Origin of the sequence: Geobacillus sp. WSUCF-018B, assembly GCF_002809985.1 — a bacterium.
In the GTDB taxonomy this organism is placed as follows: domain Bacteria; phylum Bacillota; class Bacilli; order Bacillales; family Anoxybacillaceae; genus Geobacillus; species Geobacillus thermophilus.
Genome location: NZ_PIJF01000041.1, coordinates 1 through 19864 on the forward strand (window position 1 = coordinate 1; position 19864 = coordinate 19864).

Below are 19864 nucleotides of genomic sequence, written 5' to 3' on the forward strand. Positions count from 1 at the left end.
ATCATATCACCTACTTGATGAAGAATCGTCAACGTCGTTTTCCCTTATCGTATCAACGGTTTGCGACCATTGTAAAGATGTTTTGTCACGGATTCAGGTATTTAAAACCTTTCTATATTTTGTTAAAATTATATAAAAGATTTTGTTCAATCCATTTTCCAGTAAAAGGTGAAAGTGTAAATGAAGAAAATAATTCTTCCTGTAATTTTATTTATCAATCTTGTTTTTATAGTGGGTTACCTCATAGATACCGGGTTCCCCTTCGGTTCTTTATGGCTGGTATGGCTACCCTTTTTCGTTGCTGGTATCATCCTGTCCATTATGTTTCTAGTTCGTTATAGAAAGGAATCCAATGCCAACCTATTTTTATCGCTTGCTGTCTTGTTAAGTAGCCTTAGTTCTTTAGGTCTTTGGAGTTTTTATTATTATTTAGCCCGTGTTATGGGAGGATAAGAGCACGAAAAGAGAAGGTTGGAATAGACCTTCTCTTTTCATAAAAACATTTAGAAAATGCTACCTAATTTTCCTTGCGAGCACAATAATCCAAACTCGGCAACCATCCACCAGCCCGGATCATAAGTAGCGTATGCACAGAGATATCATTCGTAATCGCAACCATCGTCTCCTTTCCCAAAATTAGCCCAACAACGATCGTGAGCTTGGCAGCATCGGTCTAATGCGTTAATTGGTGTTCCACTTCTACACTTGGCTCCAAAGTAATTTTGGTAACAATATTTTTCATTACCAGAACCATAGGAAACTAAGCATCCCTCATACCAGGCTTCGGGTGCGATTTCACCTTCCATTATTTTATCAGTCCCCATTGGTTTTTTAAGCTCTTCTACAAACAAGAAGTAAGAAGCTTCAAAAGGAATTTCAACTTATCTCTAGGAGCCCGGTGATTTACTTAGCAACGAGGTAAAACCTATATTTTCTCAAATTCAGAAACCTTGATAAAACGTGCTTTTGTTTCTCATTCAGCTTCGTCGATTTCTCAAGTATCCTCGTTTTTCACCGGCCTTCTAGAGACAAAGATGTGATTGTTTAAGTATGAGAGTGAAATCATGGGAAATATTTGCAAGAAAATTAAAAAATATAATCAAATCAAAATTGATCTTCTCAAAATAGTTAAGTGTATTGATTGTTGTACGGAAGATGAAAAAGAACTTTACCAGAACAAAGAAGTGACAAGCTTGTTGCCCAAATGATTCGCCGATTTGTTTGAAATCCCTAAGACCCAATATTCAATCACTGTGTATGTAATGGGTGTAATATGGGAAAACGATTGCCTTCTTTTTGTCTCCACCGCCCTTGACGATTCTTTCCCACCTTTGTCGGGTGTTGGTCAAGGGCGACTCCATCCTTGAACATCCCTCCGATACTCAAGGGGATGGTCTATGTGGAGTCTTCATAACGCGCTTTTGACGCGACCCTTTGCTATCCTCGCCCGCCGCAAAAAAAGGCACCTTTCTTGGCAAACAGCCGAAAGGTGCCTGTAATGATTCTGTTATCGGTTATTTTTTCAAATTGTAAAACGAACGGATGCCTTGGTAAATGGCCGTGTGGCCGAGTTCATCTTCAATGCGGAGCAGCTGGTTGTATTTCGCGACGCGGTCGGTGCGCGACGGCGCGCCCGTTTTGATTTGGCCGGCGTTGGTGGCGACGGCGATGTCCGCGATCGTGCTGTCTTCCGTTTCGCCGGAACGGTGCGAGACGACGGCGGTGTAGCCGGCGCGTTTCGCCATTTCGATGGCGTCAAACGTTTCGGTGAGCGTGCCGATTTGGTTCACTTTGATCAAAATCGAGTTGCCGACGCCTTTTTCAATGCCTTCGGCCAGTTTTTTCGTGTTTGTGACAAACAAGTCGTCGCCGACAAGCTGGACTTTTTTGCCGAGCCGCTCGGTCAGCAGTTTATGGCCTTCCCAGTCGTTTTCATCGAGCCCGTCTTCGATCGAGATGATCGGATATTTCGATACAAGCTCTTCATACCAAGCGACCATTTCTTCCGACGTTTTCACAACGCCTTCGCCTTCAAGATGATATTTGCCGTCTTCTTTGTTGTACAGCTCGGACGAGGCAACGTCCATGGCGAGCATCACTTGTTCGCCCGGTTTGTAGCCGGCTTTTTCGATCGCTTCGATGATCGTTTGCAGCGCTTCTTCGTTCGATTTCAAGTTCGGGGCGAAGCCGCCTTCATCGCCGACGGCGGTGTTGTAGCCTTTCGCTTTCAGCACCGCTTTTAAGCTGTGGAAAATTTCCGCCCCCATGCGCAGCGCTTCGCGGAAGCTTTCCGCGCCGACCGGCATGATCATAAATTCTTGAATGTCGACGTTGTTGTCCGCATGCGCGCCGCCGTTTAAAATGTTCATCATCGGCACCGGCAGCGTTTTGGCGTTAAAGCCGCCTAAGTATTGGTACAGCGGCAGGCCAAGCTCGTCCGCTGCCGCGCGGGCCACGGCGAGCGAGACGCCCAAAATGGCGTTGGCGCCAAGCTTGCTTTTGTTTTCCGTGCCGTCTAATTCAATCAGCTTCCGGTCGATCGCCACTTGGTCGGCGACCTCCAGGCCGATGATTTCCGGCGCGATGATTTCGTTGACGTTTTCGACCGCTTTTAACACCCCTTTGCCGAGGTAGCGGTTTTTATCGCCGTCGCGCAGTTCGACCGCTTCATATTCCCCGGTCGAGGCGCCGCTCGGCACCAAGGCGCGGCCGAAGCCGCCGTCTTCTGTGTACACTTCCACTTCCACCGTCGGGTTGCCGCGCGAATCGAGCACTTCGCGAGCGTAGACATCGATAATGGCAGACATGGGAACACACTCCTTTTCGTATCGTTTTCTCAAGATCATCGTTATTTGACAATCAACGATTTCCCCGTCATTTCTTTCGGCTGCGGCAAGCCGAGCAAATCAAGCATCGTCGGCGCCAAATCGCCTAAGATGCCGCCGTCTCTAAGCTTGATGCCTTTTTTCGTCACGATGACCGGCACCGGATTCGTCGTATGAGCCGTTTGCGGCTTGCCGTCCGGCGTCAATACTTCATCGGCGTTGCCGTGGTCGGCGGTGATGATGGCGATGCCGCCTTTGGCCAAAATGGCATCGACGACTTTGCCGAGGCATTCGTCCACTGCCTCCACCGCCTTGATCGTCGGTTCGAGCTTGCCCGAATGGCCGACCATATCCGGGTTGGCGTAGTTCAAAATGATCGCATCGTACTTATCGGCTTCAATTTCCTTGAGCAGCGCATCGGTCACTTCATAGGCGCTCATTTCCGGCTTCAAGTCATACGTCGGCACTTTCGGCGAGTTGATCAAAATCCGGTCTTCGCCTGGAAATTTCTCTTCGCGGCCGCCGCTCATAAAAAACGTCACGTGCGGATATTTTTCGGTCTCGGCGATGCGCAGTTGGCGCAGTCCGTGCTGCGACAGCACTTCCCCAAGCGTGTTGTCAAGGTTCGTCGGCTTGAACGCCACGTACCCTTTCACCGTTTCGCTGAAATGGGTCAAGCAGACAAAGAACAAATGCTTCGGATGTTTCGGGCCGCGGTCAAACTCGCGGAAATCTTCGTTCGTAAACGTGTTTGAAATTTGGATCGCCCGGTCAGGGCGGAAATTATAGAAGATAATCGCGTCATTGTCTTGAATCGTCGCCACCGGCCGGCCGTCTTCGCGGACGATGACCGACGGCAGGACGAATTCGTCGTAAATGCCGTGTTTGTACGAGTCCTCGATGCATTCGAGCGGATCGCGGTACGTCGGCCCTTCCCCGTACACCATCGCCCGATACGCCTTTTCGACGCGGTCCCACCGCTTGTCGCGGTCCATCGAGTAGTAGCGGCCCGATAACGTCGCGATTTCGCCGACGCCATATTCCTTGATTTTTTCCTGCAGTTCTTTGATGTATTGCGGCGCTGTTTGCGGGCCGACGTCGCGGCCGTCCAAAAAGCCGTGGATGTACACGCGTTTTACGCCTTCTTTCGCCGCCAAGCGCAAGAGGGCGTACAAATGGTGAATATGGCTGTGCACCCCGCCGTCGGAAAGCAAGCCGAACAAATGCAAGCTTGTCCCATGTTGTTTCACATGGTTCATCGCCGCCAAAAACGTTTCATTTCGGTCAAACTCGCCTTCGCGAATGGCAATGTTGACCCGCGTTAAGCTTTGGTACACAATGCGCCCGGCGCCGATGTTCAAGTGTCCGACTTCCGAGTTGCCCATCTGCCCTTCCGGAAGCCCGACCGCCTCGCCGCACGCCTTGAGCGTTGTGTGCGGGTATTCGTTCCAATAGCGGTCAAAGTTCGGTTTGTTCGCCTGAGCGACCGCATTGCCGTACGTTTCGTCGCGCAGCGCAAATCCGTCTAAAATGATGAGCGCAACCGGTTTTTTACTCATGGCGCCCCGCCTCCACCAATTGCAAGAATGAAGCCGGCTCGAGGCTCGCCCCGCCGACTAAGGCGCCGTCGATCTGTTCTTGCGCCAAAAAGTCGCGGATGTTGTCCGGTTTGACGCTGCCGCCGTATTGGATGCGGATCGCTTCCGCCGCCTCCGGGCCAAACAGGCGCGAAACAACCGAACGGATATGGCCGCAGACGCTGTTGGCGTCTTCCGGTGTTGATGATTTGCCCGTCCCGATCGCCCAAATCGGCTCGTAAGCGATGACCGCTTGCTTCACTTGTTCCGGCGTCAAGCCGGCGAGCGCTTTTTCCACTTGCGAGGCGACAACGGCGTTCGTCTGCCCCGCTTCCCGCTCCTCAAGCGATTCGCCGCAGCAAATAATCGGTATAAGCCCGCGGGTGAAGGCGGCCAACACTTTTTTGTTCACGGTCTCATCTGTTTCGGCGAACATTTGCCGGCGCTCCGAATGGCCGAGGATGACGTACGTGACGCCGAGGTCTTTCAGCATGACCGGGCTCACTTCGCCGGTGTACGCCCCTTGGTCGGCAAAATGCATGTTTTGCGCCCCGATTTTTAAATTCGTGCCGTCTGCCGCTTGCACCAGCCGATCCAAAAAGAGAAACGGCGCGCAAACGACGGAATCGACTTCATCGGCCGGCGGCACGAGCCCTTTTACGTTCTCGACAAATTGAACCGCTTCCGCTAATGTTTTATGCATTTTCCAGTTGCCTGCAATGATCGGTTTTCTCATCGTTCACCCTTCCTTTCGCTGGGCGGCGCGGACCGCCCCGCTCCCCTCGGGGAATGAAGCTTGGTGTTGGCTGGCGCCCCTCCGTTGGCGAAAAGGCCGCCGCCCATCGCCGCCGGGTTGTCGTCAGCGGCCATTATCGCTTGCCGGGCGGCGCCAACGCGCCCCCAAGCTGCCGCTGCATCGTCATTTGTCGTTTAACGCCACGACCCCTGGGAGCTGTTTTCCTTCCATAAACTCAAGCGACGCGCCGCCGCCGGTGGAAATATGATCCATTTTGTCGGCTAAGCCGAATTTCTCAACCGCCGCCGCCGAATCCCCGCCGCCAATGACCGAGTATGTATCGGCAGCTTCCGCCAATGCTTCAGCGACCGCTCTCGTCCCGTGCGCGAACGCCTCCATTTCAAAGACGCCCATCGGGCCGTTCCAGACAACGAGATTCGACTCGCGAATGACATCGCGGTACAATTCGCGCGTTTTCGGACCGATGTCAAGCGCCTCCCAATCGGCTGGAATCGCGTCAATCGGCACGACTTTCGTGTTGGCGTCGTTCGCAAACCGGTCGGCGACGACCACGTCCACCGGCATATAAAAACGGACGCCTTTTTCTTTTGCTTTTTCCATAAACGATTTCGCCAGTTCGATTTTATCTTCTTCAAGCAGCGACTTGCCGACATCATGCCCAAGCGCTTTGACGAACGTGTACGCCAGTCCGCCGCCGATGATCAAGTTGTCGACTTTTTCAAGCAAATTGTCGATGACGCCGATTTTGTCTTTCACTTTCGCGCCGCCGATGATCGCTGTAAACGGGCGGTCCGGATTCGAAAGCGCCTTGCCAAGCACTTCGAGTTCTTTTTCCATCAAAAATCCGGCCACCGCCGGCAAGTAATGGGCGATGCCTTCCGTCGACGCATGAGCGCGGTGGGCGGCGCCGAACGCATCGTTGACATATAGATCCGCGAGCTCCGCAAACGCTTTGGCCAGCTCTGGATCGTTTTTCTCTTCGCCAGGGTAAAAACGGACGTTCTCAAGCAAGAGCACGTCGCCTTCGTTCAAACGGTCGACCGCCGCTTTCACCTCATCGCCGATCGCTTCATTCGTTTTCACGACCGGCCGTTCAAGCAGCTCGCCGAGCCGCTTGGCAACGGCATCCAAACGCAATTCTTCGACCACTTTTCCTTTCGGGCGGCCGAGGTGGCTCGCCAAAATGACTTTCGCCCCGTGCTCGATCAAATAGCGGATCGTCGGGAGTGCGGCGCGAATGCGTGTGTCATCAGTGATCGCGCCTTCTTCCATCGGCACGTTGAAATCAACGCGGCAGAAGACGCGCTTTCCCCTCACCTCAACGTCGCGGATCGTCTTCTTGTTCATCGTTCGTGCCCCCTTTTGGCTACAGTTTGGACAAAGGAAAAGGAGTGGGGATCATTTCCCCGCTCCCCTCCATTTCCCTATTATAGACTTGAACGGATGGAAAACTCAACGCCAAGCTGGTTTTACAGCCCTTTCAAGGCGATGTAGGCGGCCAAGTCGACGACGCGGTGCGAATAGCCCGTTTCGTTGTCATACCACGAAACGACTTTCACCATTTTGCCTTCAATGACCATTGTCGACAACGCGTCGATCGTCGACGAAGCGGTGCTGCCGTTGTAGTCGCGCGACACGAGCGGTTCTTCGCTGTAGGCCAAAATGCCTTTCAGCTCGCCTTCCGCTGCTGCTTTCAACGCGGCATTCACTTCTTCGACCGTCACTTCTTTTTCCAATTCCGCCACCAAGTCGACAACGGATACGTTCGGCGTCGGCACGCGCATCGCCATGCCGTTCAACTTTCCTTTCAATTCCGGCAAAACGAGCGCGACCGCTTTCGCCGCCCCGGTCGTCGTCGGAATGATCGATTCGGCCGCGGCGCGAGCCCGGCGCAAATCTTTATGCGGCAAGTCCAAAATTTGTTGGTCGTTTGTGTACGAGTGAACGGTCGTCATCATGCCGCGGACGATGCCGAATTGTTCATGCAGCACTTTGGCAAACGGCGCCAAGCAGTTCGTCGTGCACGACGCGTTCGAGATAACATGGTGGCTTTTCGGGTCGTATTTGTCTTGGTTGACGCCCATGACGATCGTAATGTCTTCGTTTTTCGCCGGGGCGGAAATGATCACTTTTTTCGCACCCGCTTCCAAATGTTTGGCGGCGTCTTCGCGTTTCGTGAAGCGGCCGGTCGACTCAACGACGATGTCAACGCCGATCTCGCCCCACGCCAAGTTCGCCGGATCGCGTTCCGCCTTGACGATGATTTCTTTGCCGTTGACGACCAAGTTGTTACCGTTGACGGACACTTCGGCATCCAGACGGCCATGGACAGAGTCGTACTTCAACAAATGAGCAAGCGTATTCGCATCGGTTAAATCGTTCACCGCCACCACTTCAATGTCCGGGTTTTTCAATGCCGCGCGGAAGACGTTGCGTCCGATGCGGCCAAATCCGTTGATTCCCACTTTGACTGCCATCTTATTTTCCTCCTTGCGATTGGATTGTATCAGCAAGGGAGATTACTCCCCTACGAACGCTTTTGCGGCTCCTTCGTCCGTCACCAATAGCGAGTGCGGCGCCCGTTTCATGTACGCGCGAATGGCTTTCGCCTTCGATGCCCCTCCGGCGACGGCGATGACGTGTTCGACATGCGGGAGATGCTCAAGTTGAATGCCGACCGTTTTCACTTTATGGACGACGTCGCCGTACTCGTTGAAATAGTAGCCGAACGCCTCGGCGACCGCATGGCGGGCGATGATGTTCTCCATCTCTACAGGCGGCGTCTTCCGCCGCTTGGCCATCGTCACCGCTTCACCGATGCCATGGACGACCATGCGGCATGATTGGATGAGCTCAAGCACTTCTTTTACCGCCGGCTCTTCGACAAGCGACGCGTACGCTTCATCGCTCAGCTGGTCAGGCACGTGCAGCAACCGATAGCGGCCCATCGCTTTTTCCGCCATTTTCGCACAAATCGTGTTCGCCTGATTCTCGACATCTTCGCCAAGGCCGCCACGCGCCGGCACGAACAACACATCGCGAAGCTTCGAATCCGGCGTCATCATCTCCGCGACCGCCGCCATCGTCGTTCCGCCGGCCACGGCGACGATGTCCCCGGGCTCAAGCAGCTCCTTCATGCAGGCGACACACGCTCTACCCATTTCTTTTTTTACCCAAGGGGAACGGTCGCTATCCCCGGCAACGACAATCACCCGCGGAATGCCGAGCTGTTCCTGCAGCGCGGCTTCCAGCTCTTTGAGTCCGAGCGCTTCCCGCATCAAATCATTGAGCGTATGAAGGAGCGCCTGGCCTTCCTCCGTCAACCGCATGCCCGACACATCGGCGGAAAGCAAGTTTTGTCCTTTCAAAAATTCTGTTTCCGACCGGAGCACCCGCTCACTCATGCCGAGGCTCGCCGCCAGCGCCCGCCGCCCGATCGGCGCCATAAGCGAAATGGAGTGCAAAATCTCGTACCGTTTTTGCATAACGTCAAGCAAGTCGGGCGATAATTTTTTTAATGCCTCTACTAACGGTTGCATCGATCCTTCCCCTTAGCAGAACGTAGGGACGTTTTTTGTCCCGGTATGACATATTATGTCCCACCAATCGATAAAAAATTCCTCCCGCGCCATTTTCATTATAGCAGGAGGACGATAGCCGTTCAACTGTTTCGCACTTGCCGCAACCGCTTTCTCACCATTTCTTTTTCAATCATCCCATACCCGATTTCTTCCCCGTCAAGCTCGACGACCGGAATCATCAACTGATATTTCTCGAGAAGCGCGTCGTCTTCATAAATATCGATCTCTTCCATCGTAAACCGATAGTCTGCCTGCAGCTCCGTCAAAACCGCTTTCGCTTTGTCGCAAAGCGGACAGTTCGTCTTCGTGTACAACCGGATGTGCATCGCGTTCTTCCTTTCTTTCACCGGTCGCATCAAGCTCCGGTGTATTGCTTTCGTTTCGCCGAAGAAGGAATGCGCAGCTGCTCGCGGTATTTGGCGACCGTGCGGCGCGAAATGGCGATGCCGTATCGGCCATGAAGCAAATCGGCCAGCTGTTGGTCAGAAAGCGGCGCCTGTCGGTCTTCCGCCGCGATCAGCTCTTGGATGATCGATTTCACTTGAGCGGAGGAAGCCACCTCGATCGTTTCCTTGACCGTCGCGGCGTTCGAAAAGAAGCGGCGCAGCTCGATCGTGCCAAACGGCGTTTGCACATATTTATGACGCGCCGCACGGCTTACCGTCGATTCATGGACGCCGAGCTCCTCGGCCACCTCGCGCATCGTCATCGGCTTGAGCGCCGAAAGCCCAAACTCCAAACACGGGCGCTGGCGGTCGACAATGACCGCCATGAGCCGAAGAAGCGTCTGTTTTCGCTGCTCTAGGCTTTTTGCAAGCCATGTAAATTGCCGATATTTTTCTTTGATAAACTGTTCGGCATGCCGATCGCTCGATGCGGCGATGCGCCGCTCGTACTCCCGATTCCATCCGAGCTCCGGATGGATGTCATCATTATAGGCGGCCATCCAGTCCCCTTCCGCCCCGCGGACGACGATGACATCCGGCACCACCAAAGGCGGTGTTTCGCTCGAATAGTGAATGCCCGGCCGCGGCTCGAGTGTGCGAATGAGCTCGAAGACGCGCTGCAGTTCGCCAAGGCTGACGCCAAGCTGCTTGGCCAGCGTTTTCCACGACTTTTCCGCAAAAGGAATAAAATGATCACGAACGATCGTTTCCGCCAGCTCGTCGCGCTCCGGAAGACGTTCCAGCTGCAAAAGAAGGCATTCCGCCAAATCGCGGGCGCCGACTCCCGGCGGGTCAAGCGACTGCACAAGGCGCAGCCCCCGTTCCATCTCTTGTTCCGATGTGGAAAACCGCTCCGCCAGCTCGGCAAGCGGCACGCGCAAATAGCCGTCCTCATCGAGCGAGGCAATGAGATAACGGACGATGCGCTCTTCTTGATCATCGAGCTTGCATGCAGGCAGCTGCGAAAGCAAATAACCGCCAAGCGTCTCTGCGCGGGCGCCGATGTTCTCGAGCCATTGCTTTTGGTCTCTTTCGGTCCGGCTTGGCCGTTGCCGCACCCGAGTGCGGCGAATTTCCAAAAACGGGTTTTCCAGCGACTGTTCATATAAAAACGCTTCCAAATCCACTGCGGAATATTGCAACAGTTCAATCGCCTGCACCAGTTCCTTTGTCAGCGACAGCTGCAGCCGCTGCTCTTGCCATAACTCCGCCCTCATCGTCACGCCTCCCTTTCTTTTATTGTACACGACGGGAGCAGGAGGGGGTAGGAGAAATTTTTGACGGCGGAAAGCGGCCTTGTCGACCGCCCGAACCGGCGCCTGTTCAGACGAAAAAACCCAATGCCCCGCCCGAGCCCTTGATTTGGGAACCCTCTCGAGGAAAGCGGCGCGTCCGCTGCTGATCTAAAAGAAAAACAGCCTCCTAGGCGGCTGTTTTGCCTCGGCAGGATTATAACCATATACCAAGTATATGTTTTTTAACCTAAGGGTCTTTATTCCTTCCCATTTCCTCCTCACCGCCCCGCGCACTCGTTTATACGTATCGCGCCGGACCCCATGATCTCCATCCAGTCGCCCCAGGTCATTCTGTCCTTTTTCTTCATGTGGTTTAGCTTTTGTTATCGTTCAATACCTCGTGCAACTTCTACACGTGTATCACCTCACCTAAATAAAAAACGCCGCCCAATCGGGTGACGCAACGGAAGGAGGATTCGGTTTGCACCTTTCACTTATTAGTGGCATTTACACGACAAAAAACAAAAAATTGATTAAAAACTGTTTATACGTGTTAAAATACGTGTTATAATGTAATTAAGGAGGGAGGGAAATGAAGAGTTACTCTTCAAAGGAATTAATAAAAATCATACAACAAGATGGGTGGTACATAGTAAGAACAAGTGGCAGTCATCATCAGTTTAAACATCCCAGTAAACCTGGACTAGTAACCATCCCCCATCCAAAGAAAAACTTACCGATCAAAACAGTAAAAAGCATACTCAAACAGGCGGGACTATTATAAGCCCCCTAAAGGAGGTTAACATATATGCACAAAAAAGACCGCTATATTTATCCAGCTATTTTCGATTACAGCAGCGATGGAATATCTGTTGAGTTTCCTGATCTTCCTGGCTGCTTTACTTGCGGAGATACAGAAGAAGACGCTTTTAAAATGGCTAAAGAGGCGATGGCATTACACTTATACGGCTTGGAACAGGAAAATGAAGAGATTCCTGAGCCTTCAAAAGTATCGGAAATTCAAACAGAAAACAATCAAGTAATCGTGTTCATCGAGGTATGGATGCCACCTTTTAGACATGAAATGGAAAACAGAGCCGTTAAAAAGACGTTGACTATCCCGAAATGGCTTGATGATCTAGCGAAAGAACATAACGTGAACTACTCCCAAATTCTTCAAGAAGCATTAAAGAAGCATCTTGGCGCTACCGACCGATAAATACATTATAAAAAGCCTCTTCACTCGCAAAGGCAGCAGAAGAGGCTTTCGTTTATACGTTTTTTTTATTTTTTCTCCGACCGTTCAATCATTGTCTGAACACCACTTGAAGAGGTACACAAATCATTTGCAACTGTAGTCTGGATGAAGAAAGAGCGCTTCCAGATACTCCGTGGCGCCATACGCTTTGTCTGCGGACAAGGTCCGAATCGTGATCGACGGTTGGCGAAACCGAATCGAAGCCAGCTGCTCCAAACTCGTTTCCCGTTCCGCCATATTGTCACTACTCTGCAAACGTACTCGCATATTTTAGATGAGATGGAACAAAAAGAATCCCGGCAGGTCGTCTCGCGATGGCGGAACTGGATCGTACCAAATAGCCGTGCAAAATTCGTGCAAAATTTTTTCGGATTCTATCGTTTTTTTCGGGATTCCCCAAAAATGAAAAACGACCGCAAACGCGGTCGTATCAAGGAGTTTAGGAATTCTGATCCGAACGGGTCGGATACAAGTAGCGCCCTCGGCAGGATTCGAACCCACGCTAAGAGAACCGGAATCTCTCGTGCTATCCACTACACTACGAGGGCATATCGATTGATTGTTTTGCTGTTCCGTTCTGTTGCATGTTCTATTATAGCAGGATCGAAAAAAAATGCAAGGGGAAAATGCAATAAAAAAAGAGGAAAAATTGGGCGCCCATTCCACACCTTATCGCCTGCACCGACGGCCGCGGTTCTTCGCCCCGGTTGCAGAGGCGGCGGAAAACAGTGGTTTAAAAAATGAAAAAGCGGTTATGATGAAAAGAGGGATGTTCGCCGTCGTTCGCGAATATATATAACTGGCGGGAAGAGGGCATTTTGTTTGACCTTCATTGACCATTCGTGTATGATGAAGGCGTACATACTTTATGAAAGGGAAAAGGAGGCGTTTTGGATGTATTTGATTCCGACGGTCATTGAACAGACGAACCGCGGGGAACGGGCGTATGACATTTATTCGCGGTTGTTGAAAGACCGGATCATTTTCCTCGGCAGCCCGATCGACGACCAAGTGGCCAACTCGATCGTGTCGCAGCTGCTGTTTTTGGCGGCGGAAGACCCGGACAAAGACATTTCCTTGTACATCAACAGCCCGGGCGGTTCGATCACGGCCGGCTTGGCGATTTACGACACGATGCAGTTCATTAAGCCGGACGTATCGACGATTTGCATCGGCATGGCGGCATCGATGGGGGCGTTTCTGCTGGCGGCTGGCGCCAAAGGAAAACGGTTTGCCCTTCCGAACAGCGAGGTAATGATCCACCAACCGCTCGGCGGCGCCCAAGGGCAAGCGACGGAAATCGAAATCGCCGCGAAGCGCATTTTGTTCTTGCGCGACAAACTGAACCGCATTTTGGCGGAAAACACCGGCCAGCCGATCGAAGTGATCGAACGCGATACGGACCGCGACAACTTCATGACAGCGCAAAAAGCGATGGAATATGGCATTATCGACCGGGTGCTGACGCGTTCGGACGAAAAATAAGCCGAAACAATAAAGGCTGCTTCGGAAACGGAGCAGCCTTGTCTCATATTTGCCCGCGAACGCACCGACGGTCGTTCCGGCGCACCACTCACTTTTCTTTTTGCACATAGGCGGCGAGCTTTTCGATCGCTTCTTGCTCATCCGGACCGTCGGCAATGAGCGTGACCACCGCTCCATGGCCGATGGCGAGGCTCATCAAGCCCATAATGCTTTTCGCGTTCACCCGTTTCCCGTCTTTTTCTAAAAACACATCAGCGGAAAAACGGTTTGCCTCTTGGACAAACAACGCCGCCGGGCGCGCCTGCAGCCCGGTTTTCAATTTCACTTCGACTTGTCTTTCCACCATTCTCCATCTCCCCTTTACAGCGATTTATGGAAGTCGACCGGCTTTCCCGCCCGCAGCCGCTCCGCGATCTCATCGATTTTGCGCAGTCGATGGTTGATGCCGGATTTGCTGATTTTGCCGCCGGCGACCATCTCGCCAAGCTCTTTCAGCGTCACGTCTTGATGCTCGATGCGAAGCTTCGCGATTTCCCGCAGCTTCGCTGGCAAGGCGTCGAGGCCGATCGTCTCGTCGATGTAGCGGATGTTTTCGACTTGACGGAGTGCAGCGCCGATCGTCTTGTTCAAATTGGCCGTCTCGCAGTTGACAAGCCGGTTGACCGAGTTGCGCATATCGCGGACGATGCGGATGTCTTCAAAGCGGAGCAGCGCCTGGTGAGCGCCGATGATGTTCAAAAACTCGGCAATTTTCTCCGCCTCTTTTAAATACGTAATAAACCCCTTTTTCCGTTCCAACGTTTTCGCATTTAAAAAAAAGTGGCTGTTCATCAGTTCACATAAAGAGCGGTTATGATCCTCGTACAAAGAAAAAATCTCCAAGTGATACGAGGACGTCTCCGGATTGTTGACTGAGCCGCCGGCCAAAAACGCACCGCGCAAATACGAGCGCTTGCAGCACTTTTTCTTGACAAGTTCCGGATCGATGTCATGAATGAACGAAAAATCGCCGTTCCAAATGCAAAGATCACGGAGCAGCGGGGCGGCGCCGTCGGTAATGCGGACGATATACACGTTATTTTTCTTTAAACGCATTTTTTTGCGGACAAACAGCTCAACCGCGACGTCATACCCTTTTTTCAACAGCGTATAAATGCGCCGGGCGATCGCCGCATTTTCCGTTTGGACATCGACCGCCATCCGCCCGCCGGAAAACGCCAGTGAGCCGTTCATGCGCAACAGCGCCGACAGCTCGGCCCGCAAGCAGCAGCGCTTGACCTCTAAATTCGTCAGCTCCTTCTTCGTTTCGGACGCAAAAGACATGATCGTTCCACCTCCATTCGCTCCCGTACCGGCCGGTTGGAGGTGCCCAACTCTCGGCGCGGCCATGCGGCCGCCGCCCCTCGCGCCCCGTCTCCTTGGCCTATGCGTATGCGGACCAAGCACACAGCGCCCGCCGTCTAGCAGCGGGGAAGCAGCCCGAGAAGGAGGGCGGCGACTTTCCCTGTATTATGGCGAATGACCCCATCCTCGTACGTGACAATATCGTCGCGGATGACTTGCAACGAAAGCCCGCTGCTGTCGTCACGCACCGGCTCGGCCCGCTCCTCTTCATACCGGCGGCGGATGGATTCTGGAATCGCCCCGCTGTTGACGATGACAGCATCCAAAAACGGGACGCCAAGATGGTCATGAAGCGCCTTCACATGGTCGCTCACCGTATAGTGCGGCGTCTCGCCGGCCTGAGTCATAATGTTGCATATATAGACTTTTTTCGCCTTCGCCTTGCACACTTCCTGCCCGATTTTCGGCACGAGCAAGTTCGGCAAAATGCTTGTGTACAGACTCCCCGGGCCGATGACAATCAAGTCGGCGCCGCGGATGGCGGCGGTCGTCTCCGGCAACGGTTCAATATCTTCCGGGGTTAAAAACACCCTCTTAATTTTTTTCCCTGCGCTAGGAATTTTCGACTCGCCCGAAACAATGGTACCATCTTCCATTTCCGCGTGCAACACGACGCTTTTGTTCGCCGCCGGCAACACTTGGCCGCGCACGTTCAACACTTTGCTCATTTCGCGGATCGCCTTCACAAAATCTCCGGTGATCGATGTGAGCGCCGCCAAAATCAAATTGCCGAGCGAGTGTCCCGATAAGCCGTTGCCGTTTTGAAAACGGTGTTGAAACAGCTCAACAATAAGCGGTTCGACATCAGACAGCGCAGCGAGCACGTTGCGCACATCCCCAGGCGGCGGGATGTGCAGTTCATCCCGGAGCCGCCCGGAACTCCCCCCGTCATCGGCGACGGTGACGATAGCCGTCAAGTCAAGATCGTGCTGTTTCAGACCCCGAAGCAGGACGGGAAGCCCAGTGCCGCCGCCGATGACGACGATCTTCACTGCTCGTTTGTCTCTCATCGATGCGCTTCCTTTCTCCTCTCCATGTCCCGGTGCGAGACAACCGTTTTATAATCGGCGGAAAAATGGCGGGCGATATGCTCAGCGAGCGCCACGGAACGATGCTGACCGCCCGTGCAGCCGATGGCGATCACCAGCTGGCTTTTTCCTTCGCGCTGGTAATACGGCAGCATAAACGCCAGCAAATCAATCAGCTTTTCCAAAAACTTTTGCGTTTCTCCCCATTTGAGCACATACGACGCCACTTCCTCATCGAGCCCGGTTTTCGGCCGCATATGCTCAATGTAGTGCGGGTTCGGCAAAAAGCGGACATCAAACACCAAGTCAGCGTCAATCGGGATGCCGTATTTAAATCCAAACGACATAACGTTGACCGTAAAGCCGGACTGGGCGTGCGATGAAAACTGGCGGACGATTTTCTCCCGCAGTTCGCGCGGCTTGAGCCCAGTCGTGTCATAAACGATTTGCGCCCGCCCTTTGAGCTCCTCAAGCAGTTTCCGCTCCAGGCGGATGCCTTCAAGCGGCGGCTCATTCGGCGCGAGCGGATGCGTCCGCCGCGTTTCTTTATAGCGGGCCACAAGCGTCGAGTCTTGCGCATCCAAAAACAAAATTTGCGGCATAATCCACGCCTGCCCGGCCAACTCATCGAGCGCGGCAAACAAGTGGTCGAAAAAGTCGCGGCTGCGCAAATCCATGACGAGCGCGACTTTATTCATTTTATTCCCGGACTCTTTCACAAGCTCCAAAAACTTCGGCAACAGCGTCGGCGGCAAGTTGTCGACGCAAAAAAAGCCGAGGTCTTCAAAGCTTTGGATCGCCACCGTTTTGCCCGCCCCGGACATGCCGGTGATGATGACGAGTTGAATCGGTTGCTGCGCCCCGTGTTTCCCCATTTTTCTGCTCCCCTTCCGCTAACTTGGATCAAGACGATATGAAAGCAGCTCAAACTCCTCCGTATATACAAACGTTCCGTACATGACCCCTTCGCCTTTGACAGCGTATTCTAAAATATGGTAGTCTCCTGGGGCCATCGGCAACGTGGACAGCGCTTCAACCTCATGCCAAGCGAGCGTCCCTTCTTCGGAAGACGGCACGTTTTCGCCGATGAAGTCGTCGGCGAAAAACGTAAACATCATCCACTCCGACACCGTTTCATTCCCGTTTTTCATCACGATCGTAAAAACGCCCTTGAGCCTCGGATTTTTCAAATAAATGCCCGTCTCTTCCCGGTATTCACGAATGCAAGCTTCACGCACCGTTTCACCGGGCTCCATTTTGCCGCCTGGGGCGACCCACCACCCGCGCTTTGGTTTTTGCAAAAGCAACACGCGGCCGTCTTTATATAGTACGCAATTCGTTACCCGTTGCAAGTCGTTCCCCCCAACTGTTGCGCGCATCTCATTATTTTTATTTTACCATAAATGGCTAGGCCGCTCCACCTTCAAACCGTTGGAAAACGCCCGTCTGTCAAAACGCCGGCGGCCTTCCCGCACTCCGCCCGGCCAACGCCTTTCGCGCCCAGCGAGCGCCAGACAAAAAAAGACGCGGACAAATGCCCGCGCCGAATCAAGGATCTATATAAAAGGGGGTCAATTACTTACTTATAGCATACGACAAATGTGTTGCGCCCGTGTTACAGCTGGGTTAAATAACCATTACGATTTGATTGCGATTTGGTTACCGGATCAGCTGACTCCTTGCTTATGGAGCTTTTCTTTCAGTTCCTCAACGTAATGCTGGGCGCTTTGCGCGGCGATGCTGCCGTCGCCGGTAGCCGTCACGATTTGCCGGAGCGTTTTTTCCCGCACATCACCGGCGGCGAAAATGCCCGGCACTTTCGTTTCCATTTTCTCGTTCGTCACAATATAGCCGTTTTCATTCGTGATGCCAAGGCTCGCAAACGGCTTCGAGAGCGGCACCATCCCGATGTAAATGAACACGCCGTCGCACGGAAATTCACGTTCTTCGCCCGTTTGCGTATGCACAAGCGTCACGCTGCCGACTTTTCCGTCTTTTTCGTTGATTTGTTTCACCGTATGGTTCCAGATGAAATCAATTTTTTCATTGGCAAACGCCCGGTCTTGCAAAATTTTTTGCGCCCGCAGCTTGTCGCGGCGATGGACGATCGTCACTTTGCTGGCAAAGCGCGTCAAATACACCCCTTCTTCGACCGCTGAATCGCCGCCGCCGACGACCACCAGTTCTTTTCCTTTAAAAAACGCCCCGTCGCACACCGCACAGTACGACACGCCGCGGCCGCCTAGCTCCGCTTCCCCTGGCACGCCGAGCTTTTTGTATTCCGCCCCGGTGGCGATGATGACGGCGCGCGCCTTGTACTCTTTGTCGCCGACGATGACCGTTTTGTACGCCTCGCCATCGATGATTTCTTTCACATCGCCGTATGCGTACTCCGCGCCGAATTTTTTCGCATGCTCAAACATTTTCGTCGCCAATTCCGGGCCTAAAATCGTCTCAAAGCCCGGGTAGTTTTCCACTTCTTCGGTATTCACCATCTGCCCGCCCGGGACGCCGCGCTCGATCATCAGCGTCGACAAATTGGCGCGCGATGTATAGACAGCCGCCGTCAGCCCAGCCGGGCCAGCTCCGGCAATAATGACATCGTAAATTTTTTCCTCTGCCACACCGTCCACTCCTTCGCTCGAGAATCATTCCATTTTCATCGTATAGAAGTCGGTTCGCCCTGTCTATTGATTTGCTCATGACCATAGTTGGCGCGCTTTTTGCACATATTTTCCCACCGTTGCCGCCGAGACGCCGTATTTGGCCGCCATCTCTTTTTGCGTCACTTTCTCTCCTTGCTGACGGCGCCACATGTATTCAATCGCCGCCGCCCACGCCGCTCCGTTCGCAAACCGTTCGCCATCGGCCAGCGGATGGACGGCAATCGCAAACGCAAAGCGGCAGAGTGCTTCCTTTTCTTCATTATTTGCCGAAAGCGCATCGACCATGCGGCCGACGTTCCCCGCCCGGGCGGACGAGCCGTCGGTCAAGCCAAATAAAAACGAGTCGATGAATGGACGCAAGCGCGGGTCAGACGGCAACAAGCGGCAGACCGCCAGCGACATGGCCGTTTCCTCCGCTTGCTTCGAGCGGCTGAACAAATATAAGCCGTACAACTGGTCAGCCAATCCTTCCTGCTCAATCCAGCGGATGATGCGGGCAAACGCTTCGTCGAACGACGGAACAGCCCACGGCTCCTCGCCGCGCTTTTCCGGATGAAACACGAGAAACTCTTCCCACATGTTCCGAGCGAGCGATTCATGCCCCGTATGGTAGGCGGTGCAGGCGAGCCAGTAGTAAAACGGCCCGTCGCCGCGAAAGCCGCTTTTGTACAGGCGGTGCAGCCAGCGGAACGCCAAATCGAACCGCCCGACAAGCGCGAACGTCGCCCCGAGCTTGTATTGATGCTCATGGAAAAACGGATAAAGCCCGGCGAGCGTCCGGCAAAGGGAAGAGACTTGCTCCTGATCATGCAAGTAATACGCGAAAACGAGCGCATTGCAAAGCGCATGCAAGTTGCCGGGGTCGCGCTCAAGCACATTCTCCAGCTTCTCTTTTGCCTTCTCGACCTGGCCGCTGTAAAAATACGCAAGCGCCAGGTTGTTGTGCGCCGCCCACACGTCCGGATAGCGGGCGACAATCGCCTCGAGCGCCTCAATCGCTTCCGCAAACCGCTCCTCCTCAAGCAACCGGCGGGCGCGATCCTCGAGCGCCATAAGGTCTTCCTGCTCCTCCGTCCATTCCGGACCATCGAGCCGAAGCAGCTCAAGCAAGTCGGCGGCATCGTCGGCAAACTCCCCGTCCGGCTCATTCGCCAAGTACTGTTCAGCGTATTGCCGAGCCTCGCGGAACAAGCCGAGGCAGGCGAAATTGTTCGCCAAAAAATACAAACAGTCGTCCATCGTTTCATCGAGATCATGAATAATTTTGAACAGCCATTGGTTTGAAAACTGGTATTCACCAAGTTCGGACAATACTAGCGCCAGCTGCAGGGCAAACGACGCATCGCGCTCATCCAAACGGACGGCGCGCTCGAAATACTTCCTCGCCTTATGCAAATCGCCCCGATCGTATGCTTTCATTCCTTTTTTGAAAAAATACTCTCCGTTCTGGATAAACGGCACAATCGTCGCTTTTCGTGATGACTGCTTCAGTTGTTTTCCCATTCTGTCCTCCGTTGTCCGTAAAATTCGTCGAACAACAGTATATCATATTGGCCGCTGAAACAAACAACAAAACTCAGCTCAAAAACATGGCAGCCGCGC

General features: G+C 53.2%; 20 protein-coding genes, 1 tRNA gene and 1 pseudogene. 5 read left to right on the forward strand and 17 right to left on the reverse strand.

Annotated elements, in window-relative coordinates; all coding sequences use genetic code 11:
* Positions 1-180: 180 nt before the first annotated feature.
* Positions 181-453 carry a hypothetical protein gene (locus CV944_RS12185; protein ID WP_029761341.1) on the forward strand — a complete coding sequence of 91 codons (273 nt, stop codon included), beginning with the start codon at positions 181-183 and terminating at the stop codon, positions 451-453.
* 1061 nt (positions 454-1514) lie between these two features.
* Here the strand turns inward: CV944_RS12185 and eno are convergent.
* The 8 genes from eno to rpoN all read right to left on the reverse strand — a co-directional run bounded on the left by eno (position 1515) and on the right by rpoN (position 10403).
* On the reverse strand, positions 1515-2807 hold the full coding sequence (gene eno, locus CV944_RS12190) for a phosphopyruvate hydratase (protein ID WP_011232524.1): 1293 nt from the start codon (positions 2805-2807) through the stop codon (positions 1515-1517).
* Positions 2808-2848: 41 nt separating this feature from the next.
* A complete protein-coding gene (gene gpmI, locus CV944_RS12195; RefSeq protein WP_013524585.1) occupies positions 2849-4384 on the reverse strand; it encodes a 2,3-bisphosphoglycerate-independent phosphoglycerate mutase in 1536 nt (511 codons plus the stop codon).
* Positions 4377-5138: a triose-phosphate isomerase gene (gene tpiA / locus CV944_RS12200; protein WP_100664262.1), complete on the reverse strand. Its 762-nt coding sequence runs from the start codon at positions 5136-5138 to the stop codon at positions 4377-4379. The genes gpmI and tpiA overlap by 8 nt, the downstream gene beginning before the upstream one ends.
* 183 nt (positions 5139-5321) lie before the next feature.
* Positions 5322-6506, reverse strand: coding sequence for a phosphoglycerate kinase (locus tag CV944_RS12205; protein WP_100659544.1), 1185 nt, complete (start codon positions 6504-6506; stop codon positions 5322-5324).
* Between the two features lie 122 nt (positions 6507-6628).
* Entirely contained in the window at positions 6629-7636 is a 1008-nt protein-coding gene (gap, locus tag CV944_RS12210) for a type I glyceraldehyde-3-phosphate dehydrogenase (protein WP_100659545.1), read from the reverse strand.
* Positions 7637-7678: 42 nt separating this feature from the next.
* Positions 7679-8698: a sugar-binding transcriptional regulator gene (locus tag CV944_RS12215; protein ID WP_100659546.1), complete on the reverse strand. Its 1020-nt coding sequence runs from the start codon at positions 8696-8698 to the stop codon at positions 7679-7681.
* Between the two features lie 122 nt (positions 8699-8820).
* Positions 8821-9066, reverse strand: a complete 246-nt coding sequence (locus CV944_RS12220; RefSeq protein ID WP_033006443.1) for a glutaredoxin family protein — start codon at positions 9064-9066, stop codon at positions 8821-8823.
* Positions 9067-9095: 29 nt separating this feature from the next.
* A complete protein-coding gene (gene rpoN / locus CV944_RS12225) occupies positions 9096-10403 on the reverse strand; it encodes an RNA polymerase factor sigma-54 (RefSeq protein ID WP_100659547.1) in 1308 nt (435 codons plus the stop codon).
* 610 nt (positions 10404-11013) lie between these two features.
* Between rpoN and CV944_RS12230 the strand changes: the two genes are divergently transcribed.
* Both CV944_RS12230 and CV944_RS12235 read left to right on the forward strand, forming a co-directional pair.
* Complete coding sequence (locus tag CV944_RS12230; protein ID WP_033012080.1) at positions 11014-11205, forward strand: type II toxin-antitoxin system HicA family toxin; 192 nt, start codon at positions 11014-11016, stop codon at positions 11203-11205.
* 24 nt (positions 11206-11229) lie between these two features.
* Entirely contained in the window at positions 11230-11640 is a 411-nt protein-coding gene (locus tag CV944_RS12235; RefSeq protein ID WP_033012079.1) for a type II toxin-antitoxin system HicB family antitoxin, read from the forward strand.
* A gap of 123 nt (positions 11641-11763) precedes the next feature.
* Here the strand turns inward: CV944_RS12235 and CV944_RS17325 are convergent, their stop codons facing one another.
* Positions 11764-11916, reverse strand: coding sequence for a hypothetical protein (locus tag CV944_RS17325; RefSeq protein WP_033012077.1), 153 nt, complete (start codon positions 11914-11916; stop codon positions 11764-11766).
* Here CV944_RS17325 and CV944_RS17975 point away from each other — a divergent pair.
* Positions 11917-11985 (forward strand): annotated as a pseudogene (locus tag CV944_RS17975) (multidrug DMT transporter); the annotation flags it as partial.
* Positions 11986-12155: 170 nt separating this feature from the next.
* Here CV944_RS17975 and CV944_RS12245 read toward each other — a convergent pair.
* Positions 12156-12227: transfer RNA gene (locus CV944_RS12245), tRNA-Arg, on the reverse strand.
* Positions 12228-12573: 346 nt separating this feature from the next.
* On the opposite strand from CV944_RS12245, the gene clpP reads away from it, so the two are divergent.
* Positions 12574-13164: an ATP-dependent Clp endopeptidase proteolytic subunit ClpP gene (gene clpP / locus CV944_RS12255; protein WP_033012074.1), complete on the forward strand. Its 591-nt coding sequence runs from the start codon at positions 12574-12576 to the stop codon at positions 13162-13164.
* A gap of 88 nt (positions 13165-13252) precedes the next feature.
* On the opposite strand, the gene CV944_RS12260 is transcribed toward clpP, so the two are convergent.
* The 7 genes from CV944_RS12260 to CV944_RS12290 all read right to left on the reverse strand — a co-directional run bounded on the left by CV944_RS12260 (position 13253) and on the right by CV944_RS12290 (position 19765).
* Positions 13253-13510, reverse strand: a complete 258-nt coding sequence (locus CV944_RS12260; protein ID WP_100659548.1) for an HPr family phosphocarrier protein — start codon at positions 13508-13510, stop codon at positions 13253-13255.
* Positions 13511-13524: 14 nt separating this feature from the next.
* Positions 13525-14487: a DNA-binding protein WhiA gene (gene whiA / locus CV944_RS12265; RefSeq protein WP_033012071.1), complete on the reverse strand. Its 963-nt coding sequence runs from the start codon at positions 14485-14487 to the stop codon at positions 13525-13527.
* A gap of 137 nt (positions 14488-14624) precedes the next feature.
* Positions 14625-15578, reverse strand: a complete 954-nt coding sequence (locus tag CV944_RS12270; RefSeq protein WP_063329596.1) for a gluconeogenesis factor YvcK family protein — start codon at positions 15576-15578, stop codon at positions 14625-14627.
* Positions 15575-16471 carry an RNase adapter RapZ gene (rapZ, locus tag CV944_RS12275; protein ID WP_033012069.1) on the reverse strand — a complete coding sequence of 299 codons (897 nt, stop codon included), beginning with the start codon at positions 16469-16471 and terminating at the stop codon, positions 15575-15577. The genes CV944_RS12270 and rapZ overlap by 4 nt, the downstream gene beginning before the upstream one ends.
* Before the next feature lie 18 nt (positions 16472-16489).
* Positions 16490-16948, reverse strand: coding sequence for an NUDIX hydrolase (locus CV944_RS12280; RefSeq protein WP_033012106.1), 459 nt, complete (start codon positions 16946-16948; stop codon positions 16490-16492).
* 315 nt (positions 16949-17263) lie between these two features.
* Positions 17264-18220, reverse strand: a complete 957-nt coding sequence (trxB, locus tag CV944_RS12285) for a thioredoxin-disulfide reductase (RefSeq protein ID WP_100664263.1) — start codon at positions 18218-18220, stop codon at positions 17264-17266.
* A 75-nt stretch (positions 18221-18295) separates the two neighbouring features.
* The gene (locus CV944_RS12290) at positions 18296-19765 is read right to left on the reverse strand and encodes a tetratricopeptide repeat protein (protein ID WP_100664264.1); all 1470 of its coding nucleotides are present in this window, start codon (positions 19763-19765) and stop codon (positions 18296-18298) included.
* Between the last annotated feature and the right edge of the window lie 99 nt (positions 19766-19864).